Source organism: Stenotrophomonas sp. 109824_Sma, assembly GCF_056480025.1.
Map to the genome: position 1 here is coordinate 288,539 of NZ_CM151078.1, position 24,634 is coordinate 313,172.

Here is a 24,634-nt window from a genome sequence, read left to right on the forward strand (position 1 = left end):
CGAACCAGCGTAGATGCCTCCGCGCGTGACTCGTGGTCGTAACTGGCTTGATTGCGACGGCAGTTGGACGTCATGCCGGAAGCCTCGGTCGCTGATAGCGGAGGCACGCTAGGCGCAAGCGATGTGACTTAACGCTGGGTGCGTACAAGCCCTCGCCGATCCATCGTAGGTTGTCGCCGGAAAGTCGGCTGAACTGGAAGCCCCTGCACTGCGGAAAGGAGCGATCCCCGACCGGCACTGTGCTCAGCTTTTCATGGAAGGTTTCGATGAAGCGCGCGAGCTTGCGCGCCTCTCGGTAGCTACTGCGCCAGTATTCCCTTGCTGTTGCCATCTTTGGCTCCCACTCGGCCGGTGGGTCCGGCCTGATGGGAGTAGATTAGGGATTGCTAATCGACAACGCAATAGGTATGGCTAATTTCGTGCTGCTAATTTTCTTAAGGCGTTCAGCTTTGCTATTTAGGCAATCTGTCGCGCGCTGTACTGGACCACGGCCTTACCCGCAATGAACAGGTCGTCGGGAGCAGCGTATGGCGGGAACAACGGATTGGCGCTGACGATATACACGCCATCGGACCGGCGCTGCAGCCCCTTGATCTGAGTCTCGCCGCCGATGTTGATGACATAGATGGCGTCGCCATCGAAGTAGTCGACGGCGGTGTCCACCATGACCACATCGCCGTTGTTGATGATCGGCGCCATGGAAGGGCCTCGGCCGGTGATGAGCTTGAGGCGACCCGGCTTAGGCAAGTAGCCCAGGCGCTGTCGAATATCCCACTCGGCGTAATCCATGCTCCGGATGACTTCCGGGAATTCCTCGTTCACGACCCCTGTTCCCATGCCTGCTGCTCCATCCAGTAGCTCGAGGCGAAGGTATCCCGGTGGAGTCTCACGGACAGAGAGTGGCTGCACATCGGGGGCATCGTCGATTGATCCTTCCCCAGTGGCCAGCCAGAGCGCGGAGACACCCAGCAACCGTGCTGCTTTCACAAGGGCGTCGCCCCTAATCGATTGCGACTTGCCGCTTAGCCAACCGCTTACGCTCGGTGCCGACACGCCGACCGCTTTGGCGAGTTCGAGCTGGGAGACGTTGGAACGGGACAAAGCGGTTCGAAGTCGGCTGGAGAGGTCCATCGTTAGGGTCTGCGAATTGGATTAGGCAATGTTACGCACGTTCGCGTTGCAAAGTACATTAGGTACTGCTAATTTGGTCGCATGACCAGCCTAATTCCATGCACCAAAGATGCTGAACAGGCTTCTGCGCTGATCGATGCCCTCGGTGGCACCGGACAGGTCGCTGCACTGTGTTCAGTCCGCGCGCCTTCGATCAGCCAGTGGAGGAAGCGGGGGATCCCCCGTCCCTGGGCCCTGTTCTTCCAGGCGAAATTCCCGGAGAAGTTTGACCCGACGGGCAGGGTGATAGCCGCGGATGAGGCGCACGGCGCCTCCTGATCAAACATAACTCCCGCTGCAGAGGCGGCGGAATGCGGTTGCTCACCCGAAGGACCGGGTGCGATGGGGCAAGGACGGCGACCACCCTGCATGTGGAAGTGGCCATGTGGGTGTCTGGCGCTACGAGCGTGACGCGCTCGGTGGGAAACCCAACGTCCAGATACGACGAAGCCCCCGCTGTCGGGCAGACAGTTGCGGAGGCTTCGTCCAGAGCGAGGCCACTATGCCACACCATTCCGAACAGGAACAACTCCCCAACCGCCAGCCACGCCATATTGGTGACGTGGCACAGAAAGCGCTTGCTCGCTTTGAGGAACGGCGCGCACGCCCCCTCGTGAAGATGCTTGAGCGACTGCCAGATGGCCGTGTCGCGTTCGAGTTCTACGATCGCACCCGCGAGCATGACTCGCCGATGTATGACTTCTACTGCTCCGGTCCGCTGCAGGCAGTGGAGTGGATCCGGCAGGTAGCGCCGAAGACGTGGATCACGAAGGAGCACATCACCGTTTTCTCCATCCTAGTCTTGGAGGCGTTCCCTCAGCCCGCGGCTGTGCAGCACGGTGAGATCATCGAAGCAGACCTTGAGGCTGACACGGTAACGGTACAGCTTGACCCGGGCTATGAGGTCCGCAGCGGCCGTGTGGCGCTGCTCTGGGCCAAGGCTGGTGCAAGCCATGGCTGAGGTAGCAGATGCGCGGCAGCCAAAAGGCCGGTATCGCAAGGTTGAGGTGAAAATGTGGGGAGACGCGAGATTCCGTCGTCTGACCCCAATGCCGCCTTGCGGACAGGGTCTCTGGCTGTATCTCATCACGGGCCCCCAAACCGGCCCAATTCCGGGGCTGTACCGTGCTGGCCGCGCCGCAATGGCGGAGGAGCTTGGGTGGGAGGTTGAAGCCTTCGATAAAGCCTTCGGGGAAGCCTATGCGCAAGGCATGGTGGAAGCCGACTTTAAGGCTAGGGTTGTGTGGGTTCCAAAGGCCATCAGCCACAACCGTCCAGAGTCGCCCAACGTGGTTCGCGGATGGCGCTCGGAGTTCGATCAGATTCCCGAATGCGACCTCAAATGGCAGGCGCTCGAACACCTGAGAGCCATTGTCTGCGGGCTTGGAGAGGGTTTCGCAAAGGCATTCAATGAGACTTTCGGTAAGCCTTTGCCGAAGGCTTCCCGAAAGACTATGCCTAATCAGGAGCAGGAACAGGAACAGGAACAGGAACAGGAAGAAGATGAAGCCACTGACGTGGCTTTGTCGTCAGCCGGCGGCGGGGCCGCGACTGGCGACCACGACGACGGTGCGGATGCCGGAGAAGGGCAAGACCTGCTGGGCAAGGTGCCGAAGAAGGCAGGCCCACCGCCGTGCCCGCACATGAAGATCATCGAGCTGTTCCACGAAGTCTTGCCAGAGCTGCCGGCAGTTTGCGCGTGGAACGAGCCGCGGCAGAGGAAGCTGGGCGCACGTTGGCGGGAGCGTGCAGAACAGCAGGACCTGGCCTGGTGGCGGTCGTTCTTCGAGGAGGTGCGGGAGATGCCGTGGCTGATGGGTCAGCGCAATGGCCGTGATGGCAGGCCGTTCAAGTGCACCCTGGAGTGGCTGGTCAGCCCAACCAACTTTGCCAAGGTGATCGAAGGCTTCTACGTGGATGGTGGCCAATGATCCGCCACGACGAAGACGCACAGACCTTCAACCTCGATGCCGAGATGGCAGTGTTGGCCGGCCTGCTGCTGGACAACGACGAACTGGCAAACGTGCAGGACTGGCTGAACCCGGCCGACTTCTTCAACCCCGACCACGCCCGGATCTACGAGTGCGTGCTGGAACTGTGCGGCGAGAACAAGCTGGCCGACGGGATCACCGCTGGGGAGTGGTTGCTGGACAAGTGCGGCGAGGATGGCCGGCACCTTCAGGCGTTGGCATCCGAAATCGCCGGCAGTGCCTATACCCGTTCCAACGTGGTGCCCTACGCGGAGGTGGTGGTCGAGCATTCACGGATGCGAAGCTTCATCGCCACTTGCGAACGCGCGCTGCAGGCGGCGAAGAGCCGTCGCGGCTACTCCGCCGAGCAACTGGCCTCGCACCTGTCGACGCAGATGGCCGACATTGCCCCCGTGCGGGCGGTAGGACCGCGGCCCTATCGGGAAGTCGTCAAAAAGTTCGCAGCCCAGCTGCGCGACCGACACTTGAACGGCACGCCAATCGGCTTGCCGACGCCATGGGCTGATATCAACAAAGCCATCGGAGGATTGCGGGACGGTCAGGTGATCGTGATTGCGGCCCGGTCCAATATGGGCAAGTCCCTTATGGGTTTCCAGCTGGCTAGGTTCACCGGCCTACGCGGGGATCATGTGGTCGAGTTCTCCATGGAGATGGTCGACACGGATGTGGTGGCGCGAGACGTGGCCGCCATCGGCGAGATCCCCTTGCAGTGGCTGGTCGGCAATGGTGATGACGTGTCAGCGGATGACTCCGACCTGTACTGGGGTAAGGCCGTGCCGACGATGCAGAGCCTCATGGAAGCGTCGGTCCTGGTCGATGACGATCCGCAGCTGAGTGCGCCCCAGATCGTTGCCCGCGCCAAGCGCGCACATCGCCGCAAGCCTCTTCGGCTGGTGGTGGTGGACCACCTGCATGAGATGGCATTGCCGGGCAAGCAAGACGAGGCACTTGAGCGAGGACAAGCCCTGCGCGACCTCAAGGGGCTGGCAAAGTTCTTGAACTGCCCGGTGGTGGTGCTGGCCCAGCTCAACCGAGCAGGTGCCAAGGGCGACCGTCCGAAGGTGACCGACATTCGCGGTTCCGGTGGCATTGAGGAAGTGGCTGACGTGATCCTGTTCGTTCACCGGCCGGATGTGTACAAGCCGGAAGACCGGCCGGGCTTGGTCGAAGTGATCGTCGGCAAGGGCCGTAACATCCAGACCGGCACCGTCGTGGCGCTCAGGAACGAGTTCCAGTATCAGCGCGCAGTTGACTGGGATGGGCCGGCCTATGAATTCGCCGCCGAGCCAGAGCAACCGAAAAAGCGCAAGACGCAGCTCGCTCCCAGATTGGGGGGCCGTGGACGCAACCGGCAGGGGGCAGAAAATGAGTAACTTCATCCCGACTGGATCCCAAGCACTTAGGCTTTTCGCTGACACCCTCGACCAGCAGGCGGTGCGACTCGACCGCCTCCTTTGGCGTGATCGTGGGCAGCGCTCAACCACCGCCGAGGCTTACCGCATATCGGCATCGTTGGCGCGGCAGCAGGCGGTGAAGCTGGAGCAGATGGAGAGGCTGGCAGCCGCGCGCGCCGGAGGCCGGAAATGAGCCTGTCGCTGAAGGAGCAGCTGAAACACTGGGGGCATTACCAGGAGCATCGATTCTGCGCACCGCTGTCCCGAGAGGACGCGCCAAGCCGGGACGAACACCCGCTGGCACGCGCTCAGCAGTTCGCCCAGGGCACGAAGCGAGAGCGCCTGCCGTTGCTTCGTGACGGACACGACCGGCGCATGCTGCTGGGAGCCGGCGCCGGTCGGGTGAATCGCAACGGGGCCGTGCTTCCCGTCGCGCCATGGGCGGTTGATCCGATCCCGTGCGCTGAGTCCCGCACCCTGGTCTCCCGATCAGCCACCGCCGCCGTGATGGTCGGTTCGCCGGATGAATACCGGTGGATCGACCGCGCGCTGTCCGACCTGTACCGGCAGAACATGGTGCGCGCGCTGGTGGTGCTGGAGGAGTTCACCGGGCGGGGTAGCCAGGCGCAGCGAGCGGCCACCGTCGCCAAGAAGCTCGGGGCCGCGTTCACGAAGTGGCAGTACCGAAAGGAGCTGGACAAGGGCATGGCGTTCATGGAGGCGCGGCGCGCATGAGAAATCTGACATTGGCACAGGCCGCTCGCGATGCGGTGTATCTGTGCGCAGCCTGCGGTGCCGACGGGATAGTTCGAATCAGCGTGACGCGAAACCCAGAGGCCAGCATCCGCCGCCGGTCCAACGTGGTTGCCGCGCAATGGGCGTGGGTAGGGAGTGAATCGAGGGCGAAACTGCTCGTGCGCCGGCTACGGCGCCAGTGGGCAGCGCGCTACGTCGTCGGGGAGGGTTATCGCTTCGACTATGCCGTTGAGGGCGGTGACTTCCGGGACGGACTCAACCAAGCATTCCTCGACGTGGTTCGCGGTGCCGCTCGATGGGAGAAGCTCGGGCCGGTCGCGCTTCGGGTACTGCGGGCAACCGCTGCTTCTGCCTGACCCGCGCCGGCCATAGAATGGCGCCGCACCGCCAGGAGGGCGCCAATGACCGACGATCAGCAGCTCGAACAGATGAGGCGCCTTACCAGAGCGAACGGATGGCGGACCGTTGTCACCCGCGCGCTGAAGGATAGGGCGCCTCAGTTCGCCAAGGCGGCATTCGACACCTACTGGATCGAAGGTGGCCACCGGATACGGGAGCAGGTTGGGGATGATCATCAGCTGGCCGCGTTCCTCTGGCTGAGCCTGCCCCACTACAAGCCGGAGGCGGGCACACAGCTGGAGCTGTACAGGGGCGAGAATGCCGACCGGCTCCGGCTTGGCCAACTTGGCTTCGCATGGACGCCGGATAGAGAAACTGCGGAGATGTTCGCCAGCGGCTTGAATGCCTGCGGCAGCGGCGGCGTGCTCCTACGCGCGCTGGTCGGCGCAGAAGTCATTGCTGGCCCGGGCGCTCACAGCCTTTACCTGGGGGAGCATCAGTACACCGTGGATCCCACGGCGGGGTTCCCGGTCGAGACGCTCGCTGAGTTCCCGCCGTTCGTGTGACGATTGAAGTTCAGATCATCAGGAGTTCGACATGCCGCATCCGCCTCGCCCCATCGAAGACAACAGCGAGCTGTTGCCGGAGTCATGCCGGAAGCGCTGGGTTGAGCTACTCGCGGAGCGCAGAACGGCCAGGCACGAAAATGATAGAGAAGAGGCGGCACTCCTCATGGGATTCGGCCTCGGTTTCGTCAAGGCGCTTTACCTGACCGGACAGATCACCGTCACCGCGCGGGACGATCTACGGGACGCCTTGATATCGGCATAGGCACAGCGCGTGGTTGCCGCCATCGCCTCTTGACCATTGCCAACGAACTGGTACAGTTCTCGGCATGGTGGGGAGAGTCCCATCCAAGCGGCTCGCCAATCGGCGGGCCGCTTGCGTATCTGGCTCCGTAACCCCGGAAATCACCGGAGTTGAAGGACTGGCACGCCGGCGCAATCAGCGCCCATCCAAAACAAACAGGGCGGCGCCCCGATGCCTGCAAGCATCGAAGCGCCGCCGCCGTACACGCGTTTCAGCCGCGTGCCATTGGCTCAAGCCCTGCCGCTCTCCGGAGAGCGAGTGAAGCTTGCTTAACTAATGTCGCATGAGCTGAGATTTGAAGACCAAGACATTGTTTCCCTGGCCGGGCGGCAAGACACGCCTGGCAAAGCACCTGCTGCCGCTGATCAACGAGCGGCCCCATACCTGCTACGTTGAAGCCTTCGCCGGCAGCGCCGCCATGCTGTTCGAGCGTGCACCGGCCAAGATTGAAGTCCTGAATGACACTCACGGCGAGCTTGTCCGGCTCTACCGCGTGGTCGCCAACCACCTGGACGAGTTCGTTCGGCACTTCCGTTGGTCCCTGACCAGCCGGGAAATGTACCGGTGGGCACAGCTGCAGCATGTGGATACGCTGACTGATATCCAGCGCGCAGCGCGGTTCTACTACCTGCAGAAACTGAGCTTCGGCGGAAAGGTGGACGGGCAGTCGCTGGGCGTTGGCCCGACGGCGGCAAAACGCATCAACCTGCTCCGGCTGGAACAGGATCTGAGTGATGCCCACCTTCGACTGCAGGGAGTGGTGATCGAGCAGTTGACCTGGCAGCGCTGCATCGAGAAGTACGATCGGCCGGAAACGCTGTTCCTCCTGGATCCTCCCTACTGGGAGACGACGGGCTATGGAAGCGAGTTCGGTATAGATCAGTACGAGCAACTCGCCGAAGTCATGGCCCAGCTCAAGGGCCGGGCAATCCTGACCATCAACGACCATCCCGCCATGCGCGCGCTGTTCGATCGCTTCGACCGGGTCGCCGTCCCCATCCGCTACACGGTCGGCGGCGGCGCGGGCGTTGCGCGGAGCGAGCTGATCTACACCACCTAGCCGGCCCTTGGTTCTGGCTGGGATCACTTGCCCCGCCATCCGGGCGGGGTTGACCCATTGCAGGAACCGAGATGACGCAGATCACTCCCGAACAGGCTGGCGGCGTGAACGTCGTGGCCTTCCTCGACATGCTTGCCTGGTCCGAAGGAACGAGCACCAGTCCGGCGACGAAGGATCGCGGCTATGACGTGATCGTGACCGGTGCCGATCGCGTGCCGGAGGTGTTCATCGATTGCTCGGTGCATCCCTTCTCGCGCGGCAGGAAGTCCAAGCGCATCAACAGCAAGGGCCTGACCTCGAATGCATCGGGCCGCTACCAGTTCATGCTGAAGGACTACGCCCACTACCGGTCGCTGCTGAAGCTGCCGGACTTCGGCCCTATGTCGCAGGACCTGTGGGCAATCCAGTTGATCCGCGAGAGGGGCGCGCTGCCACTGATCCAGGCCGGCAAGATCGAGGACGCCATTGCGCGGGTTCGAAACATCTGGGCGAGCCTGCCGGGCGCCGGCTATGGCCAGCCCGAGCACAAGCTTTCCGACCTGTTGGCCGTGTACCGCAAGGCCGGCGGGACGGTGGTGCCGTGACCGAGCCCGTGAGCACCATGAAAATCATCGTCGGGACGTTCACCGCTGCCGTGGTGGCGCCGGCGACCGCCGATGCGCTCCGGGAGGCCGAGAGGATCATCCTCGGCGTTCCGCAATCTGTACTGCTGCTTGCGCTGGCTGGCGCGCTGATCGGCGTGCTTATCCTTCCGGATAAGGACGCTGGGCGGGTAGCGGCAGACGCCAATAGGCTCCGCCGGCATCGGCTGCTGCAAACGGCAGCTCGCTGGGCCGCGTTGGCCGTTGCGGTCGCAGCGTACGCAATTCTTGCAGCCTGGGTGGTGGCCATCGCGGCATGGATCTGGCCCCAGCTGGCCGGCGCACCGCAGCTGCCGCTGGCAGGCATCTCCGGCGTACTGATCCGCCGGCTGCTGCCCGGCTACGTGCGCATGGTGGAGAAAGCCACCGGCGCCATCGGAGGCGACAAGGTATGAACGTACTGATTCGATTCCTTCGAGCCGTGTGGGCGCTTGTCATTGGCGCCGCGGCCGATGCGCTGCAGTGGCTGAGCAAGCCAGGCAGCAAGATCAAGGTGGTGTGCGCAGTCCTGGCCTTCGGCTGCGCGGTGTCCGGGCTGACCGCCTACGAGAAGGAGCAGAAGATCCGCGACCTGAGCGCCCAAGTGGTCAAGGTCCGGGCTGACTGGCAGGCCGATGCGGCCCGACTGCAGGCTGACGTGGACACCCGGGATCAGCGCCTGGCCGAAGTCGCCGCCGCGCTGAGGGCGGAAGCCGAGAAGCTGCAAGCCCTCCGGGACGAGAGTGCTGAGGCACTGCGGGCCTTGGCGGGAAAGGTCGAGGCTTCCGAGAAGGAGGCTTCCACCTGGCGCGGTCGCTATGAGCAGCGGCCCGACACCTGCAAGGCAGCGCTGGAGCTGCTCGATTCCGCCTGCCCGGCACTGAAGGGGTACTGATATGCGGCTCCCACTATGGCTCTACGTCGATAGGGAAAGCGCCATTGAGGCCGGGATGACCCACGAGGGCCTCCTGTTCGGTGTGCCCGCTTGGTTGCGCGAAGACGGCTATTCCCAGGTGACCGGCAGCCCGAAGGTTCCGGCGTTGCACTTGTGGTGCATGGTGGTGGACCTGGTACTGGAGATCGCCGCTGCGTTCGTGCAAGAGGACCGCGCCCTGGAATCGCCCATCACTCTCGGCAGGAGGATCGCGCCATGAGGTTCCCACTCCTGCTGGCGGTTTCGGTGTTGGCCGCGTGCCAGGCCGCGCCTACCAAGCCGAACCCGCCGCCAGCTGCCGTCATCACGGTTCCGGTGGCCACCTATGTCCCGATCGATGCCCAGCTGCGCAAGCGCTGCAAGTGGGTGAAGGAGGCGGCGCCGTCCGCCGTATTCGAGGTGAGCAACGGCCGGAAGCGTTGCCTGCTGCAGTACGAGGCGCAGCTCGACGGCATCGACCAGGTGCAGGGCAAACCTGTACCGGATTCGCCCTGATGGTCCGGCAGACGGAGCGGGAACGCCGCGTGCTGGCGTTGGGTCGGCTGAAGACGGGCGAGATGAACAAGACGGAGGCCGCGTATGCCGAGCGGCTGCGCGCGCTGCAGGCTGCAGGCGGGATCCAGTGGCATCGGTTCGAGGGCATGAAGCTGCGCTTGGCCGACAACACGTTCTACACCCCGGACTTTGCAGTCGTAGCGGCCGACGGCGTCATGGAGTGCCACGAAGTGAAGGGGCACTGGCAGGACGACGCCCGGGCCAAGATCAAGATCGCCGCGGCCATGTACCCGTTCCGCTTCATTGCGGTGAAGGTCCGGCGCAAGCGCGACGGCGGCGGCTGGGAAGTGCAGGAGTTCTGACCTTCCCTATTGATGCTCCTTGAGCAGCTCCTGCAGTTGGCTCGCGAGGTAGGAGATATCAGAGGACGGCCCGTAGAGCCCGGTGACCCACTCAGATGGTGGGGCATTGGTCCGCAAGGAGAAGTTGGCGGATGCCTGCCTGATCGCTGGCTCGTAGAACGCATCCTCGATCCTGGTCGGCCGTCGCTTCGAGCCGTCGACCGTGCCGGTGCTCGCGCGCTGCTTCAGGTGGGCCTTCAGCTCCACCAGGCGCGCGCGGTAGTCCTGCAGTTCATCTGGAGCCAGGGACCGATGGCGGTCGCCTGCTGCAGCAATCTCTTCAAATTCGTCATGTACCCGGAGCAGCTCGGCAAGTACGAGTCGTGCTTCATGGAGATCAGTGGTGTCCATTCAGTTCAATCCTGATGACGGCGTCGTCCGTGTGGAAGTGTGCGTGCGCGGCGGTAAGGAGGGCGACCTCAGCCGGTACATCGCCTCTGGCGCGCTGCGCACCCTGGATTCTATTGCTGCCATGGATCAGGGGCCTGCGAGACGAAAGCTGATCAGCTGCCTGATCCAGCAAGCGCGATCGCTCAAGCGAAACGAGGATGAGCTGCGATTGGCCGCAAGGGCAGGGAGTGCCAAGCAGTGAGCGTGGCTCGCGGCCGCAGGACCCGGCAGACCGGCGGCAGCGCCTTCGCCCACCTGTATGGCACCGCTCGGTGGCAGCGCACGCGCAAGGCTCAGCTCGACCGTGAACCGCTCTGCAGTCGGTGCAAGGCCCGCGGGCACGTGACGGTGGCAACGGTGTGCAACCACACGAACGGACACCCGCCTGGGGAGACCGAGGAGATGTTCTGGTCTGGACCCTTCGACAGCCAGTGCTCCGACTGCCACAACGTCGATCAGGCCCGTTTGGAACGGGGTGCGGTGCAGGTCCGAGGGTGCGATGAGGACGGGTGGCCGGTGACCGGCTGACGCGTTCCACGCTCCTGTTCCACAGGGGGGGGTGAATTTATGCCATTTCGACCGGCCTAGACCGACCGTTCCCCTAAATTCGCGTATCCACAATTCACGGGACGACCCTCGAACGGGCCATTCCTGCCAAGAAATCCAGCAATTTCCCGAGGAATTCATGCCAAGGCCCCGATTGCCCGTCGCAAAGGCTGCGACAAGCGGCGCCGCCATCAAGAATCCAGGCCGGCATGCCGGAAGGAAGAGACCGAAAGGCACGCGCCCATTGGGCGAGCCGTTCAAGACCATGACCGCGGCCGAGAAGCGGGCGTGGAAGGAATTCGCATCGGAAATGTCGTGGCTCAACTCCAGCCACCGGGTGCTTCTCCGCCTGGCGTGCCTCTGGACGGCGCGGATGGAAGACCCGAAAGCCGAATTCGGCGTGTCAGCAACCCAGGCGCTCAGCTCGATCCTCTCGAAGCTGGGCGCCACACCTGTGGATGAATCGAAGGTCTCGCATGGCGGTGACGAAGACGACCAGGGCGAAGAATTCTTCGGTGGCCCCAGCTCCGGCCGACCGCACTAAGGCGTATGCGCTGGATGTGGTGGCTGGCCGGATCGTTGCCGGCCCCCATGTCCGAAACGCCTGCCGGCGCCACCTGCAGGATCTGATCGAAGGCCCCGAACGGGGCCTTTACTTTGACCATGAGGCTGCGGAGTACGCCTTCCGGTACTTCGAGAACGTGCTGATGCTCTCCGAGGGCCAGTTCGAGGGACGGAAGTTCGAACTCCACCCTTCGCAGGCGTTCATCATCGGCTCGCTCTTCGGCTGGAAGGGCGCCGACGGGCTTCGTAGGTTCCGTCGCGCGTACATCGAGCAGGGAAAGGGCAACGGAAAGAGCCCGCTGGCCGGTGGGCTGGGCCTGCTGGGGATGACGGCCGCAGGCGAGGCTGGCGCGCAGATCTACTCGGCGGCGGCGAAGAAGGACCAGGCTGGCATCCTTTTCGCCGACGCGGTGAAGATGGTCAAGAAGTCGCCGCTCTTGGCCAAGCGCATCGAGTTCGCCGGCGGTGAGGGGCGAGAGTTCAGCATGGCGCACCACGCCAGCGCGAGCTTCTTCCGGCCGGTGTCGCGCGATACGGGCCGCACCGGCTCTGGTCCTCGACCGTTCTTCGTGCTGGTTGATGAGGTTCACGAGCTTCCCGACCGGCGAATCATCGAAATGCTGGAGCGCGGCTTCAAGTTCCGCCGCGAGCCGCTGCTCTTCATGATCACCAACTCCGGCAGCGACCGGACCTCGGTGTGTTGGGAGGAGCACGAGCATGCCGTCAAGGTCGCCGCCGGCCACACCGAGGCGGTGAACGATCCGACCTTCGTTGGCGACGTGATCGATGACCGCACCTTCAGCTACGTGTGCAGTTTGGACGACGGGGACGACCCGCTCGAGGATCCCAGCTGCTGGGCGAAGGCCAATCCCCTGTTGGGGGTAACTATCACCGAGCAGTACCTGGCGGACGTGGTGGCGCAAGCCAAGGCCATCCCGGGGTCACTGAACGGCATTCTTCGTCTGCACTTCTGCGTGTGGACCGATGCGGAGACCGCCTGGATGACGCGCCCAACGCTGGAGCCGGCGCTGGCCGACTTCGACCCGCGCGTGCATGAGGGACGCAAGGTTTACCTCGGTCTCGACCTGTCGCAGGTTCGCGATATCACCGCGATGGCGGCGGTGGTGGAGACCGGCACTGTCCAGGTCGAGGTGGAAGTCGAGGGCGAGAAGCTGGTCATCGAAAAGCCGACATTCGATGCCTGGATCGAGGCTTGGACACCTGGAGACACGTTGGATGCGCGGCAGCTGCAGGACAAGCTGCCCTATCGGACCTGGGTCAACGGCGGCTTCCTGCATGCGCCGCAAGGGCAGGCCATCAACTTCCGACATGTGGCCCAGGTCATGGCCGAGTACGACAACCGCTATGACGTGCAGCTGGTCGCATACGACCGCTACGCGTTCCGCAGGTTCGAAGAAGAGGTCAACGACATTGGCTTGTCAGTGACCTTCGCCGAGCACCCGCAGGGCGGCTGTAAAAAAGGCAAACCGCTGGATGCGGCGGTGGAAGCCGCCGAGCAGTCGGGGCAGCCAGTGCCTGAAGGCATGTGGATGCCCGGATCGCTGCGCCTGCTGGAAGAGGCGCTGCTGGAAGGGCGCCTGCGCCTGCGTCGCAACCCTGTTCTGGTGTCCGCAATCATGTCCGCCGTCATCGAATCGGACCGCTGGGGCAACAGCTGGCTGTCGAAGGCCAGGTCGGCAAACAAGATCGACGCCGCGGTGGCCCTTTGCATGGCCATCGGCGCGGCCCACGCCATGCCGCCGGACGCCGGCGGCATAGACGACTACTTGGAAAACGGCTTCTTTGGACTGATCGGATGACTACCTTTCGCTGGTACAACCCGCTGAGCTGGCGGTTCTTCGGATACGACGACCCTGCCACTGGCAACTACGTGGAGGTCGACCTATCCACCGGTGGCCGAGGCACCAAGGCGGGCGTCCGGGTGACGCCCAAGAAGGCGCTGACAGTCAGCATCGTCTGGTCGTGCGTGAAGGTGCTGTCCGAGTCCGCTGCGGGGCTGCCTTGGAAGCTGTATGAGGACAAGAGCGGCGTGCGAGCGCTGGTCAAGGGAACCAGCCCGCAGCGCCGGCGGCTCCTGCGCCTGCTGAGCAAGCCCAACCCCTTCATCAAGTGGCTGGACCTGATCAAGGCGGTTGTGGTGAACATGGCTTTGCGAGGCAATGCCTTCATCATCATTCGTCGCGATGACAGCGGTGAATGGATCGGCCTGATACCGGTGGCGGTGGACAACGTCCGAATCGATACCGACGACGGCTTGGTCTACTGGGCGAACATCAACGGCAGCGAAACCCCGGTTTCCCCGGAGAACATGCTGCACTTCAAGCTATTCAGTTCCGACGGCATCGTTGGCCTGTCACCGGTGGAGTACCAGGCTGAAACCATCGGGTTGGCGCGCGCTGCGCAGGATTGGTCCGCCCGCTTCATGCGCAAGGGTGGCTTCACCGGTGGATACATCATCTATCCCGGCTTCCTGACGAAGGAGCAGCAGGCGCAAATCAAGGCGAAGCTGCCTGATATCCGCCAGGGCGACGTGGACGATCTGGGCAAGATGGCCATCCTTCAGGGCGGTCCGACGATCACGCCGGCTGGCCTGACGCAGAAGGACAGCCAGTTCATCGAATCGCAGCAGTTCCAGGAGGAGGCGCTGGCCGGCATCTGGGGCGTACCGCTGTACCTGACCAACCGCGCTCGCTCCACGTCTGTGCTGGGCTCCAATCTGGAGCAGCAAACCAGCGGCTTCGTCACCTTCGGCCTGAAGCCTTACCTCGACGCGATCGAGAGCGAGATCAACGACAAGTTGTTCGCCGATGGCGACATGTTCGTGGAGGCCGTCGTAGAGGGCCTGTTGCGCGCCGACAGCGGAGCGCGAGCCAACTATTACAAGACCGCCCTTGGCGGCTCCGGCGGCTCGGGCTGGATGGCCATCAACGAGGTCAGGGTGAAAGAGAACCTGCCGGTGCTGGAAGGCGAGCAATACAACCAGGTCACACGGTGGACCAGCAACAAGCCCGATTCCAGTAACGACGACCCAACGGGAGATCCCGCCAATGCTTAGCAAGTATTCTTGCCCATTCGAGGTAAAGGCGGCAGACGATGCCGGCAACTTCGAGGGCTATGCCTCGGTGTTCAACAACGTGGATCTCGGCGAGGACCTGATCCTCCCGGGCGCCTTCGTCAAGGTGAAGACGACTCGGACTGGCCGACTGCGCCTGGCGCTGTACCACAACCTGACCCGTCTGATCGGCGATGCCGAGTTCAAACAGGACGGCAACGGCCTGCACTTGAAGGGCAAGGTCAACCTCAACGTCAGCTACGCCAAGGACGCCTACGAGCTGATGAAGGCCGGCACCTTGGACGAAATGTCAGTCGGATTCAACACGTTGGAGGACGCGATTGAAAACCGCGATGGACGGCGGGTGCGCGTCATCAAGAAGGCCGAATTGTGGGAGGCCTCGGTCGTCCCCTTTGGCATGAACCCGGAAGCACAGGTGATGAGCGTCAAGTCCGACGTTCGCGCCTTCGAATCAGCCCTGCGCGAACGCATGGGGCTGTCCCAGAAAGAGGCGGCGGCCGTCGCCTCGCTCGGCTTTCCTGCGATCCACCGAGACGGTGGCATTGGGGACACGGAGACCGTGAAGCAGCTGCAGCAACTCGGCACATCCATCGAATCCATTTTCAAAGGAATGCACCAATGAGCGAGAACATCAGCGATATCCGTGAGGGCCTGGAAAAGCAGCTGAAGGACGGCTTCGCCGGCCTGCAGAAGAAGTACGACAGCGCCTCGGCCGAGATCGAAAAGGGCAACCAGGTCACCACCGACCTGAAGAAGCAGATCCAGACCGCCACCGACGATATCCAGAAGGTGGTCGACAAGGTCCTGAAGCTGGAAGAAAAGGGCATCGGCCTGGGCAACCAGCCTGGCACGAAGAAGGGCTTCATCGACTTCATCAAGGGCAACGACGAGTACAAGGCGCTGCAGGGCCGTGAAAAGTCGGCGGCCGAGATCGAGATCAAGAAGGACGAACTGGCGTCCATGCAGGAGACCAAGGCGGTCACCAGCGCCGGCATCGTCGTGCCGAACTACGACCCGACCATCCAGCCGGGCATCCGCCAGGAATTGCGCATCCGGGACCTGATCCCGTCGATCTCCGTCACCGGCCAGAGCTACACCTACTTCCGTGAGAAGCTGCATACCCGCGGCGCTGGCCCGGTCGGCGAAGGCGGGACCAAGCCGCAGAGCAACGTCACCTTCGAGCAGAAGACCGACCTGGTGAAGAAGCTGGCGGTCTGGATCCCGGTCACCGACGAAGCCCTGGACGACGTGCCGCAGATGTACGGCTACTTGCAGCAGCTGCTGCGCTACGACCTGAAGCTGGAGGAGGAGGTCCAGATCCTGAAGGGCGACGGCACCGGCAACAACCTGCCCGGCCTGATGACTGACGCCACCGTTTTCGACGCTGATCTGTCGAAGGCGAGCGACACCTCGATCGACACTGTCCGCCGCGCGATCTACCAGGTGCGCAAGCAGTCGAAGCTTTCGGCCGACGCCACGGTGATGACCGAGCTGGACTGGATGAACATCGAGCTGGAGAAGGACAGCCAGAATCGCTACCTGTTCGCCAACCTGCAGGGCTTCGTGACCCCGATCCTGTGGGGGCGCCCGGTGGTTGCCTCGGACAGCATGGACGAAGGCGACGGCACCACCACCGGTGGCGAGTTCCTGGTCGCCAACTTCCAGCGCGGTGCCACGATCTACGACCGCATGAGCTTCCTGTTCAAGGTCGGCCTGATCAACGACGACTTCGTGAAGAACCAGCGCGTGCTGCTGGTCGAAGAGCGCCTGGGCCTGGCCAAGCGCCGCATCGAGGCATTCGTGAAGGGCCGCTTCAAGCCGCAGGCGTGATAGCGAGCTGATCCCGAAAGAGGCCGGCCACGCGCCGGCCTCTCTCTTTCGATACGGAGCAGGAACATGAAGATCAAAGCTCAATGGGGCTTCCGCGGCGACGCCCTGAAGCTCAATGCAGAGTCTGCCGATGTGAAGGCCGGCCAGGTGTTCGAAGACGTGGATCCGGAATACGGGCACGTGCTGGTCGGCAAGGGCCTGGTGGTGCAGATTCCGGAAGGCACTGGGCCCAAGGAGACGAAGCCGGCCAAGCCGGCCGAGTTGAAGGCGGGCGAGGGCGGCGACGTGGTCCCAACCACCAACAGCGACGGAGCGACAGACGCGCCAGGCAACCAGACGGCCGGTGGTGAAGCGTCCGGCGGTGCTGGTCCGGCCGACGCCGTCAGCGATGCTGCCGCAGGCGGTCCGACCACTTCCGATCAGGGCGGCGACGACAAGAAAGCGCTCTTGATTCAGCAGCTCGAGGCCGCCGGCGTTGAGTTCGATCGCCGCTGGGGTGCTGCTCGCCTGGAGGCAGCGCTCGCTGAAGCCCAGAAGAAGGATCCCGCGTAATGGCCGTCACCCTCGACCTGGAGCTGGTGCGCAAGCAGTGCAACATCGTTGCCGACGTGGACGACGCCTTGCTGCGGCAGTACGTGGCAGCCGCGTTGTCGCACATCGAGCAGCACTGCGACCGGAGGCTGGTCGAGGGTGAGCCTGCCGGCCCGGACGAGATGAAGCTGTCGCCGGACGTGATGCAGGCTGCACTTCTGCTGGTGGGGCACTGGGTCGCCAACCGTGAGGCGATTGTGGTCGGCGAGGTATCCACTGAGGTGCAGTTCGGCGTCGAGCGACTCCTCTGGTACAGGAAGACATTCTGATGCGCGCAGGCTTGCTCAATCGAAAGGTCCGGGTAGAGCGGCCGGCGGCCGGAACGGATGACTGGGGGCAACCAGTTCAGGGCTGGGAGCTGGTCGACGAGATCATGGTCAGCATTGCCGGCGAAACTGGTCTCGGAGCGATCCGCGCTGGTCTACAAGGCGGCGTCCCGGCGTCGATCTCCCGGTACAGCTTCATGGCCAGGTTTCAGACCGTGACGGCACTCGGGATCGACGCAACCATGCGGATCCTGTACGAGGGCCTCGTGTTTGAGGTCAAAGGAATCACCCGTGACCTCACTCGCAAGGATCGCGCCTTCATCATCACTGAGCAGGGAGGCAACAGCGGACGAGTATCAAGGCCAACGTTGACTTCTCCGACGCGGTGAAGGGACTGGAGGCACTTCTCGAATCCCGTGTCAGTCTCGCGCGCTCCATGGGCGTTGCAGGTGGCCAGGTCATTCGGGATGAGGTGAAGCTGCGGGCACCGGTCGGCTCGGAGGAAGGTGGCAGCCTGCGCCCCGGCAGTCTCCGCGACGCAATCTACTTGGCATACCGGGATGGCCGATCCACCGACATTCGGCAGGTGTACTCGATCTCGTGGAACGCCAAGAAGGCGCCACACGGGCATTTGGTGGAGTTCGGGCACTGGCAGACCCATGCGGTCTACAAGGACAAGGACGGCTCCTGGACGCTGGGCGCACCGCTCGCACAGCCAAAGTGGGTTCCGGCCAACCCCTTCGTCAGGCCAGGGTACGAGGCGTCCCTATCGCGCGCGCAGGCGGCGATGGTGGAGAGGGGCAGGGAGCGGCTTCCTGAGCTGCTGCGTGAGGCGCGAGGAGGTAGTAGATGAGCTACGAAACTTCCCTCCATGCCCTGATCGCCCCCTTGGTACAGGGGCGCTTCTATCCCGACGTTCCACCGGATCAGCCGGTCTTCCCGTTTGCGCTGTATCAGCAGGTTGGCGGCCAGGCCCTGTGGTTCCTCGAAGGATGGATGCCGGACCACAAGCATGCGCGGGTGCAGATAACCATCTGGTCCAAGTCCAGGCCCGAAGCCAATACGCTGATCCGTCGTATCGAGGATGCGATCTGTTCCGGCGTTCCCCATTCCGAGCCCTACGGCGCCGCAGTCGCCATGTACGAGTCGTCCATCAAGGGATACGGCGCCCGCCTGGATTTCGGGCTCTGGTTCCCTGACCCGTAGGCAACCCACCAACCCCGCAACAGCCCGGCCAAGTGCCGGGCTTTTCGTTTTCAACCAGAGGAACACAACACATGGCACTCAAGCTCCCGAAGGGCACCCAGTTCGGCTTCGCGCAGGTGGTGGCCACCAAGATCGCAACCACCGGCATCTCCAAGGCGTCGCCGGCGTTGGCGAGCATCGCCGCCGATGCCGTAGACAGCGATGATGTGGTGGTGCTGGAGATCCCCGGCTGGCCGGCACTGAACAACCGAACGACTCGTGCTGGCGCAGAATCCACCGGTGCGATCGAGCTGCTCGGCACCGATACCACCGACACTACCCTGTATCCGGGAACCAGCGGGGCCGGCTCGCTGCGCAAGGCTGGTGCCTTCATTGATCTGGACCAGCAGGGCGATCCGACCACCGCCGGCGGAGAGCAGCAGTATTGGAGCGGCACCCTGCTGGAGGACCCGACCGGGCGTCAGATCCAGATCCCGACCTTCAAGAACGCCAAGACCATCACCATCCCGCTGTACTACGATCCGTCCAAGCCATGGTATCCGGCGTTGAAGACGGTCGACGCCAAGGGCGAACCGGTGGTGTTGCGGGCCAAGCTTGCCGGCGGTGACATTCTGTACTGGTACGGCTACCTGAGCTATGACGGCGACCCGACCATGACCGCGAACACCCCGATGGGCACCACCGCAACGTTCACGGCCCTGGCCGACTCGATCCTGGTGGAGGCGGACTGATGTTCAAGGTAAAGGCCCCCGAGACCTTCAAGGCATCGTTGACCATCGTCGGCCACGGCCGCGAGCAGAAGCTCAACCTGAGCTACAGGCATATGACGCAGGAAGCGTACACCTCGCTCCTGCAGCGCCTTGCGGCGCAGGAGACCACGCCGACCCAGGCGATCCTGGACATGGTGGCTGAGTGGGATGCCGACGTGTCGCTGGATACGGCCGGCGTGGATGAGGCCCTGCAGCAGCAGATCGGACTGGACGCGGTGATCATCACCGGCTATGCCCAGGCTATCCAGGTGGCCCGCAAGGGAAACTGATAGAGGCGGTGGGGGCGCTGTACTGGCGCGCCCCCACCGAGGCCGAGCTTGCGCAGGTTGGCCTCAAAGCGAAGCACTACCAGCCGCCGGAGGTCCTGCTGTGGCCCGAGTGCTCGCTGCCTATCGAAATCTTCTCCCGGGTCTCCACCCAGTGGCGCGCAAGCGCCGGAGGACCGTTTGGCCTGGACTACAACGTCGTGTTCCAGGAGCTGGACCGCGAAGGGTTGACCGGTGATCGCCGGGCCGAGGTGATGGCCGCGATACGCATCATTGAGGGGGAGGCACTCTTGCAGATCAACAAGGGCTGACCGGCGCCATCCATCGGGCTACCATGCGGGCATTCTGAGATGGAGGGCTGGGGATGGCGCTGATCAAATGCACAGAGTGCGGTAGGGACGTGAGCGATCTCGCGGCGGCGTGCCCTGGGTGTGGCGCACCGATTCCAAGAGCGACAGCATCGACACATTTGCCAAACCCGCAAAGCAGGCGGTCCCTAAAGGTTGAATGGATCATTCTGCTGGTCCTGCTACCAGTGGCCGCGATACTGATCTTGGTTGCGCTTCTACGCCCGCACAGCGGTGGAGTAGGTGACAGGCTTGACAGCCGATCCGAGTTGCGGAAGGACAAGGCGGCCATCGAGTACTGCGAGCAGCGGTACGCCGAGATGAATTCGGATCGAAAGTATGACCGGGAAGCGCTTCTGTTCCATGCAGATGCATGCAGAAAGATGAAATCCGACTTCCGACTTAAGTGGGGACGCGATCCGTAACGGTCGGGCTCAACCACGCATGCGTACAACCCGCCACCTGGCGGGTTTTTTTATGGCCGAGGTAAACAAATGGCTGATCAATCACTTGGTGCAGCGCGCATTGACCTGGTGGTCGATACGCAACAGTTCGACAGTGCGATCACCGCAGCAAAGCGCGGCGTTGCCGACATGTCGAGCAGCGCTCAGCAGCAGTATCAGCAACTGTCCCGCGCGGAGCGTGGGCGGATCGATACGCTGGTACGCCAGGCCGACACTCTGGGCATGACCCGGTCCCAGCAACTGGCCTACAACGCCGCGCTGCGCACCAGCGGGCCGGTGTTAGATGAAATTGTGCAGAAGCTCGCTCGCGCGGAGGCGGCGGCGAAGAGGTCTGGCAAGGAGTTGAACGCCTACGGCGTCAGCGCGGCCCAGCAGGCTGCGGCGATGCGCGGTGTACCAGCGCAGATCACAGACATTGCAGTCAGCCTGCAAGGCGGCCAGAACCCATTGACGGTGTTCCTGCAGCAGGGCGGACAGCTCAAGGACATGTTCGGAGGGATCAGGCCGGCAGCGGCGGCGCTGGCTTCGCAGCTGCTTTCGATGATCAACCCGCTCACGGCTGCAGCCGCGGCGACCGCTGCGCTAGGCGTGGCTTGGTATCAGGTCGGAGAGGCGCAGCGGCAGGCGGAGTTGGCGCTGATCACGACCGGGAACTATGCCGGAACCAGTGCCGAGCAGATCGCGGCGCTCTCTAGGCAGATGGACAATCTTGGCGGAGTTACACGAGGGAAGGCCCTGGCAGCACTTACGCAAGTGGCGGCGTCGGGTCGTTTCACAGGGGAGCAGTTCCGGCTCGTGTCAGAGGCGGCTGCGGAGATGGAAGGCGCGACCGGACAGAGCATCGACGCAACCATCGATAAGTTCAAGGAGATCGCGAAGGACCCAGTAGCGGGCCTCCTAAAGCTCAATGAAACGGAGCACTTCCTCACGCGTGCCCAGCTGGATCGTGTGACAGCATTGCAGGAGGAGGGCAGGCAGCAGGATGCGGTAACAGCGGCCATCCGCATCTATCGAGATAGTCTCGACGAAGTGGCTGTGAAGGCCAATGAATCGCTGTCTGGTCTGAGCCAGTGGTGGAGAGCAGTTAAGGATGACACGTCGTCGGCATTCAACGAACTTGGTCGCTATATCGATCTCACTGACAGACTGATTTCTCGCACCACGGGTATCAGGAAAGGTGTGGTTGCCGAGGGTGCTTCGTTCCTGACGCCCATATCCGGCCAGGCAAAGCTCGCGGGGGGGCTGCTTGGTGCGGCGAATAACTTCGCCGAGCGGTACTGGGGGCTGGGGCCTAAGCCGAGCGTCATCATGGCGGGGATCTATGGGGATGGCTCAGAGCAGACCATCGATAGCGCTGCGGAATCTAAGGCGATCAAGGAGCGCAAGAAGGCCCAGGAGGAGTGGGACCGCTTGTCCGGGCAGAACCTGTCCAAGCGTCAGAAGCAGCTGGCGGAAGAGGCGCAGATCGTCGCCTTGGGCAAGAAGCTCGGCAAGGATCAGGCTGATATCGACCGGGAAGTGGCGGCCTCGCGCAAGCAGTTCCAGGAGGCGGAGGCACGCCGCGGTGGCGGCTCCAAAACGAACCCGGCTACATCGATCGTTGCTAGGATCCAGCAGCAGGTAGCCCTGAACAAAGAGCAGTCAGGCAGCGAGGAGAAGCTGACCGTCAGCCAGCGGCTGCGGGTGCAGGTATTGGAAGAGCTGGACCGGCTGGGGACCAAGATTCCAGAGGCCGATCGGAAGCGCATCAGGACGATGCTGGAGGAGCTGAAGACCACTGGCGACCTGGTGGAGGCCAAGGACAAGCAGAAGAAGACCCTGGAGGCGCTAACCCGGCAACAGGCCATCTTCGACCAGCAGGCCGAGTCGCGGCGCCGGGGTAACGAGCTGGACCTGATGAGCTACGGACGCGGCCAGGATGCCGTCGCCCAGCTGCGCCGGCAGATGGACGTGCAGCGGGAATACGAGGACGAGCTGAAGCGCTTGGGCGACCGCCAGGTGGCCACCGATCAGGACCAATGGGACCAGCTTGCGGCGAATGCTGCTAGGCACAGGGATGAGCAGCTGCAGCTGGAGAAGGACTACCAGGCCCGCCGGCTTGCCGCGATGGGCGACTGGCGAAATGGCACACGCGCAGCCTTCGAGGACTATGCCACGGAGGCCAACAATGCGGCCGGCCAGGCGCACTCGGCGCTGACGAACGCATTCCAAGGCGCGGAGGACGCCCTGGTTCAGTTCGCCATGACCGGGAAGCTGTCATTCCGCGACCTGGCCAACTCGATCATCGCCGACTTGGCGCGCATTGCCGCAAAGCAGGCAATCGTCGGCATCGCCGGGATGATCGCCAGTGCTTGGGGTGGCGGGGTCACTGCCGCTGGGAATGCTGCAGCTACCAGCGGAACGCAGCAGATCAACTCCGATCTTCTCGCCAACATCGGCCGCAATGCCAACGGCGGCGTCTACACATCGCCAAGCCTGTCGGCCTACTCCGGTGGTGTCTACAGCTCCCCGCAGTTGTTCGCTTTCGCGAAGGGAGCCGGTGTGTTCGGTGAGGCCGGTCCTGAGGCCATCATGCCGCTGCGGCGTGGTCCCGATGGGCGGCTGGGCGTAGCTGCTCATGGTGGTGGTTCCGGAGCGTCTCAGGTGAATGTCAACGTGGTGGTGAACACCGATGGCTCTACCGACGTTTCTGCTGACACACCTGTGTGGCAGCGCTTCGGCAAGGAAATCGGCCAGCTCATCGACATGAAGATCAACGACGCGCAGATCCGGTCAATGAAGGATGGCGGTGCAATGAGGGTGATGGGGGGCAGCCGATGACCGACACATTCCACTGGCAGGCCACCAGTCAGAGCAGCGGCTCCGCGACTGCATCGGTGAGGCGCGCAAGGTTCGGTGACGGCTACTCGCAACAAGCGGCGGAGGGAATCAACTCCGTTTCCAGGAAGTACCAACTGAGCTTTGTCGCGTCCAAGGCAGTGATCGCCGAGATCGTCGCCTTCCTCGATACACACGTGGGCGCTTCCTTCCTGTGGGCCAGCCCGTGGGGAACGGGCTTGTACTACTGCGACACCTACACCGACTCCCACCTCGGTGGCCTGACGTACAGCGTCACGGCCACCTTCGAACAGACGTTCCAGCCGTAAGGAAAGGCCATGGCACGACAGATAATCGATACCACCACCCAGAACCCAGGCTGGATCGGCGACCTGGCCAAGATCGCCTTCAACAAGACCAACGAAAACTTCGCCGAGCTGTACGCAGGCCAGTACCGCAAAAATCAGCTGATCAACGGCGACTTCCGGTTCTGGCAACGGGGAACCACGTTTGGCGCGGCCGTCTACACCGCTGATCGGTGGTTCTTCAACGCCGGAGGCGTTGATTCCCCAAACGTCATCCGCAATCCAATATCTCCCGGTCAGTTCCCCGATATTCGAGCCCCTGCTTTTGCTCGAGTCAGCTATGGAGCGATTACCGATGCTGCCGGTCACTATGTTGTGTTCGAACAGCTCATTGAGAACGTTGGGGCGTATTCCGGAAAGCTGATCACCATCAGTTTCAAGGTCTACAACAGTGGCGCGGCCGGTCGGCAGATCGCCTTGGAGATCCGCCAGAACTTCGGCACCGGCGGCAGCGCCACAGTCTCTGCCATCGGCTCGAAGAAGTTCGCACTGAACCCTGGTTTGAACACCATCACCCATACCGTGCAAGTGCCCTCAGCGGCCGGCAAGGCCCAAGGCCCGAACAACTCGCTCGGCTTCGCGTTTTGGGCATCAGCAGGAACCAACTGGAGCGTTCGTAGCGACAGCCTGGGAGCGCAATCAGGCGATGTGCATTTCACCGAAGTCCAGATCGAGGAAGGCCCGGAAGCTACCAGCTTCGACCGCCGTCTGGACGCTCTGGAACTGCTGCTGTGTCAGCGCTACTGCTATGCCTATGAGGTGACAACCGGCAACGCATTCGTGCTTTGCCATGGCCTCGGAAACTCGCAGGTGCTGGCGTTCCTCGAAGCCCCGACAGACATGCGCACCATCCCAACCGCTCGCAGCGTAGGGGCGCCGCCGACGTTGACTGGTGTTGGGATGCCTGGTGGTGCATCGATCGTCGGCCAGAGCTATATCCCCGTCTCAGTGCGTACGGTGGCCCTGGTTGCTACCGCCAGTCAGGCGACGACCGGAAGCATGTCGGGCTATCTGGGGTCGGGGTCGCAGCCCTACCGTGTTTTGTTGGAGGCAGAGCTTTGAGCACCTACAAACTGACAATCAGCCCA

Annotated in this window: 33 protein-coding genes and 1 pseudogene; 32 read left to right on the forward strand and 2 right to left on the reverse strand. The window is 63.1% G+C overall.

Translation table 11 applies throughout. The annotated features are described in order from the left end of the window. Positions 1–456: 456 nt before the first annotated feature. Positions 457–1,131 (reverse strand): LexA family transcriptional regulator, encoded by a 675-nt coding sequence (locus tag ACZK1G_RS01250; RefSeq protein WP_407633117.1) that lies wholly within the window; start codon positions 1,129–1,131, stop codon positions 457–459. 541 nt (positions 1,132–1,672) lie between these two features. On the opposite strand from ACZK1G_RS01250, the gene ACZK1G_RS01255 reads away from it, so the two are divergent. From ACZK1G_RS01255 to ACZK1G_RS01325, 15 genes and pseudogenes are all read left to right on the forward strand, one after another. Then, positions 1,673–2,131: a beta/alpha barrel domain-containing protein gene (locus ACZK1G_RS01255; protein ID WP_478447959.1), complete on the forward strand. Its 459-nt coding sequence runs from the start codon at positions 1,673–1,675 to the stop codon at positions 2,129–2,131. Then, positions 2,124–3,101, forward strand: a complete 978-nt coding sequence (locus ACZK1G_RS01260; protein ID WP_478447960.1) for a hypothetical protein — start codon at positions 2,124–2,126, stop codon at positions 3,099–3,101. Before ACZK1G_RS01255 ends, ACZK1G_RS01260 begins: the two co-directional genes overlap by 8 nt. Continuing rightward, positions 3,098–4,534 (forward strand): replicative DNA helicase, encoded by a 1,437-nt coding sequence (locus ACZK1G_RS01265; RefSeq protein ID WP_478447962.1) that lies wholly within the window; start codon positions 3,098–3,100, stop codon positions 4,532–4,534. Before ACZK1G_RS01260 ends, ACZK1G_RS01265 begins: the two co-directional genes overlap by 4 nt. Beyond that, a complete protein-coding gene (locus tag ACZK1G_RS01270) occupies positions 4,527–4,748 on the forward strand; it encodes a hypothetical protein (protein WP_478447964.1) in 222 nt (73 codons plus the stop codon). Before ACZK1G_RS01265 ends, ACZK1G_RS01270 begins: the two co-directional genes overlap by 8 nt. Beyond that, the gene (locus tag ACZK1G_RS01275; protein ID WP_478447965.1) at positions 4,745–5,290 is read left to right on the forward strand and encodes a hypothetical protein; all 546 of its coding nucleotides are present in this window, start codon (positions 4,745–4,747) and stop codon (positions 5,288–5,290) included. The genes ACZK1G_RS01270 and ACZK1G_RS01275 overlap by 4 nt, the downstream gene beginning before the upstream one ends. Continuing rightward, positions 5,287–5,667: a hypothetical protein gene (locus ACZK1G_RS01280; RefSeq protein ID WP_478447966.1), complete on the forward strand. Its 381-nt coding sequence runs from the start codon at positions 5,287–5,289 to the stop codon at positions 5,665–5,667. The genes ACZK1G_RS01275 and ACZK1G_RS01280 overlap by 4 nt, the downstream gene beginning before the upstream one ends. Positions 5,668–5,712: 45 nt before the next feature. Further along, on the forward strand, positions 5,713–6,216 hold the full coding sequence (locus ACZK1G_RS01285; RefSeq protein WP_478447967.1) for a hypothetical protein: 504 nt from the start codon (positions 5,713–5,715) through the stop codon (positions 6,214–6,216). 31 nt (positions 6,217–6,247) lie between these two features. Continuing rightward, positions 6,248–6,481, forward strand: coding sequence for a hypothetical protein (locus ACZK1G_RS01290; protein WP_478447969.1), 234 nt, complete (start codon positions 6,248–6,250; stop codon positions 6,479–6,481). Between the two features lie 334 nt (positions 6,482–6,815). Next, positions 6,816–7,580, forward strand: coding sequence for a DNA adenine methylase (locus ACZK1G_RS01295; RefSeq protein ID WP_478447970.1), 765 nt, complete (start codon positions 6,816–6,818; stop codon positions 7,578–7,580). Positions 7,581–7,651: 71 nt separating this feature from the next. After that, on the forward strand, positions 7,652–8,164 hold the full coding sequence (locus ACZK1G_RS01300) for a glycoside hydrolase family 24 protein (protein ID WP_478447971.1): 513 nt from the start codon (positions 7,652–7,654) through the stop codon (positions 8,162–8,164). 17 nt (positions 8,165–8,181) lie between these two features. Continuing rightward, the gene (locus ACZK1G_RS01305) at positions 8,182–8,616 is read left to right on the forward strand and encodes a hypothetical protein (RefSeq protein ID WP_478447973.1); all 435 of its coding nucleotides are present in this window, start codon (positions 8,182–8,184) and stop codon (positions 8,614–8,616) included. Further along, positions 8,583–9,095, forward strand: a pseudogene (locus tag ACZK1G_RS01310) (hypothetical protein); the annotation flags it as partial. The gene ACZK1G_RS01305 and the pseudogene ACZK1G_RS01310, both read left to right, overlap by 34 nt. Before the next feature lie 55 nt (positions 9,096–9,150). Then, positions 9,151–9,354, forward strand: a complete 204-nt coding sequence (locus tag ACZK1G_RS01315) for a hypothetical protein (RefSeq protein ID WP_478447974.1) — start codon at positions 9,151–9,153, stop codon at positions 9,352–9,354. Beyond that, a complete protein-coding gene (locus ACZK1G_RS01320) occupies positions 9,351–9,629 on the forward strand; it encodes a hypothetical protein (RefSeq protein WP_478447975.1) in 279 nt (92 codons plus the stop codon). Before ACZK1G_RS01315 ends, ACZK1G_RS01320 begins: the two co-directional genes overlap by 4 nt. Beyond that, the gene (locus ACZK1G_RS01325; protein WP_478447976.1) at positions 9,629–9,991 is read left to right on the forward strand and encodes a DUF1064 domain-containing protein; all 363 of its coding nucleotides are present in this window, start codon (positions 9,629–9,631) and stop codon (positions 9,989–9,991) included. Before ACZK1G_RS01320 ends, ACZK1G_RS01325 begins: the two co-directional genes overlap by 1 nt. A gap of 6 nt (positions 9,992–9,997) precedes the next feature. On the opposite strand, the gene ACZK1G_RS01330 is transcribed toward ACZK1G_RS01325, so the two are convergent. Further along, positions 9,998–10,381 carry a hypothetical protein gene (locus ACZK1G_RS01330; protein ID WP_478447978.1) on the reverse strand — a complete coding sequence of 128 codons (384 nt, stop codon included), beginning with the start codon at positions 10,379–10,381 and terminating at the stop codon, positions 9,998–10,000. Here ACZK1G_RS01330 and ACZK1G_RS01335 point away from each other — a divergent pair. The 17 genes from ACZK1G_RS01335 (at position 10,374) to ACZK1G_RS01415 (ending at position 24,608) form a co-directional block, all read left to right on the forward strand. Further along, on the forward strand, positions 10,374–10,622 hold the full coding sequence (locus ACZK1G_RS01335; protein ID WP_478447980.1) for a hypothetical protein: 249 nt from the start codon (positions 10,374–10,376) through the stop codon (positions 10,620–10,622). The genes ACZK1G_RS01330 and ACZK1G_RS01335 overlap by 8 nt on opposite strands. A gap of 588 nt (positions 10,623–11,210) precedes the next feature. Next, positions 11,211–11,510 (forward strand): hypothetical protein, encoded by a 300-nt coding sequence (locus ACZK1G_RS01340; protein WP_313415901.1) that lies wholly within the window; start codon positions 11,211–11,213, stop codon positions 11,508–11,510. Continuing rightward, positions 11,443–13,350, forward strand: a complete 1,908-nt coding sequence (locus ACZK1G_RS01345) for a terminase large subunit (protein ID WP_478447982.1) — start codon at positions 11,443–11,445, stop codon at positions 13,348–13,350. The genes ACZK1G_RS01340 and ACZK1G_RS01345 overlap by 68 nt, the downstream gene beginning before the upstream one ends. After that, positions 13,347–14,606 carry a phage portal protein gene (locus ACZK1G_RS01350; protein WP_478447983.1) on the forward strand — a complete coding sequence of 420 codons (1,260 nt, stop codon included), beginning with the start codon at positions 13,347–13,349 and terminating at the stop codon, positions 14,604–14,606. The genes ACZK1G_RS01345 and ACZK1G_RS01350 overlap by 4 nt, the downstream gene beginning before the upstream one ends. After that, a complete protein-coding gene (locus ACZK1G_RS01355; RefSeq protein WP_478447984.1) occupies positions 14,599–15,246 on the forward strand; it encodes an HK97 family phage prohead protease in 648 nt (215 codons plus the stop codon). Before ACZK1G_RS01350 ends, ACZK1G_RS01355 begins: the two co-directional genes overlap by 8 nt. Next, positions 15,243–16,454: a phage major capsid protein gene (locus ACZK1G_RS01360; RefSeq protein WP_478447986.1), complete on the forward strand. Its 1,212-nt coding sequence runs from the start codon at positions 15,243–15,245 to the stop codon at positions 16,452–16,454. The genes ACZK1G_RS01355 and ACZK1G_RS01360 overlap by 4 nt, the downstream gene beginning before the upstream one ends. Before the next feature lie 66 nt (positions 16,455–16,520). Further along, a complete protein-coding gene (locus tag ACZK1G_RS01365; RefSeq protein WP_478447987.1) occupies positions 16,521–17,006 on the forward strand; it encodes a hypothetical protein in 486 nt (161 codons plus the stop codon). After that, positions 17,006–17,314, forward strand: a complete 309-nt coding sequence (locus ACZK1G_RS01370; RefSeq protein ID WP_075677725.1) for a head-tail connector protein — start codon at positions 17,006–17,008, stop codon at positions 17,312–17,314. The genes ACZK1G_RS01365 and ACZK1G_RS01370 overlap by 1 nt, the downstream gene beginning before the upstream one ends. Continuing rightward, entirely contained in the window at positions 17,314–17,700 is a 387-nt protein-coding gene (locus tag ACZK1G_RS01375) for a head-tail adaptor protein (protein WP_478447990.1), read from the forward strand. Before ACZK1G_RS01370 ends, ACZK1G_RS01375 begins: the two co-directional genes overlap by 1 nt. A gap of 47 nt (positions 17,701–17,747) precedes the next feature. Further along, positions 17,748–18,164, forward strand: coding sequence for an HK97 gp10 family phage protein (locus tag ACZK1G_RS01380; protein ID WP_478447992.1), 417 nt, complete (start codon positions 17,748–17,750; stop codon positions 18,162–18,164). Beyond that, a complete protein-coding gene (locus ACZK1G_RS01385; RefSeq protein WP_478447993.1) occupies positions 18,161–18,517 on the forward strand; it encodes a DUF3168 domain-containing protein in 357 nt (118 codons plus the stop codon). Before ACZK1G_RS01380 ends, ACZK1G_RS01385 begins: the two co-directional genes overlap by 4 nt. Positions 18,518–18,588: 71 nt before the next feature. Then, on the forward strand, positions 18,589–19,248 hold the full coding sequence (locus ACZK1G_RS01390) for a phage tail tube protein (RefSeq protein ID WP_478447995.1): 660 nt from the start codon (positions 18,589–18,591) through the stop codon (positions 19,246–19,248). Further along, positions 19,248–19,556, forward strand: a complete 309-nt coding sequence (locus tag ACZK1G_RS01395) for a phage tail assembly chaperone (RefSeq protein ID WP_478447997.1) — start codon at positions 19,248–19,250, stop codon at positions 19,554–19,556. The genes ACZK1G_RS01390 and ACZK1G_RS01395 overlap by 1 nt, the downstream gene beginning before the upstream one ends. 8 nt (positions 19,557–19,564) lie before the next feature. Further along, on the forward strand, positions 19,565–19,864 hold the full coding sequence (locus ACZK1G_RS01400) for a DUF1799 domain-containing protein (protein WP_478447999.1): 300 nt from the start codon (positions 19,565–19,567) through the stop codon (positions 19,862–19,864). 530 nt (positions 19,865–20,394) lie between these two features. Further along, positions 20,395–23,184, forward strand: coding sequence for a phage tail tape measure protein (locus tag ACZK1G_RS01405; RefSeq protein WP_478448001.1), 2,790 nt, complete (start codon positions 20,395–20,397; stop codon positions 23,182–23,184). Then, positions 23,181–23,510 (forward strand): phage tail protein, encoded by a 330-nt coding sequence (locus ACZK1G_RS01410; protein WP_088476214.1) that lies wholly within the window; start codon positions 23,181–23,183, stop codon positions 23,508–23,510. Before ACZK1G_RS01405 ends, ACZK1G_RS01410 begins: the two co-directional genes overlap by 4 nt. Positions 23,511–23,519: 9 nt before the next feature. Continuing rightward, entirely contained in the window at positions 23,520–24,608 is a 1,089-nt protein-coding gene (locus ACZK1G_RS01415) for a hypothetical protein (RefSeq protein WP_478448003.1), read from the forward strand. The last annotated feature ends 26 nt before the right edge of the window (positions 24,609–24,634 follow it).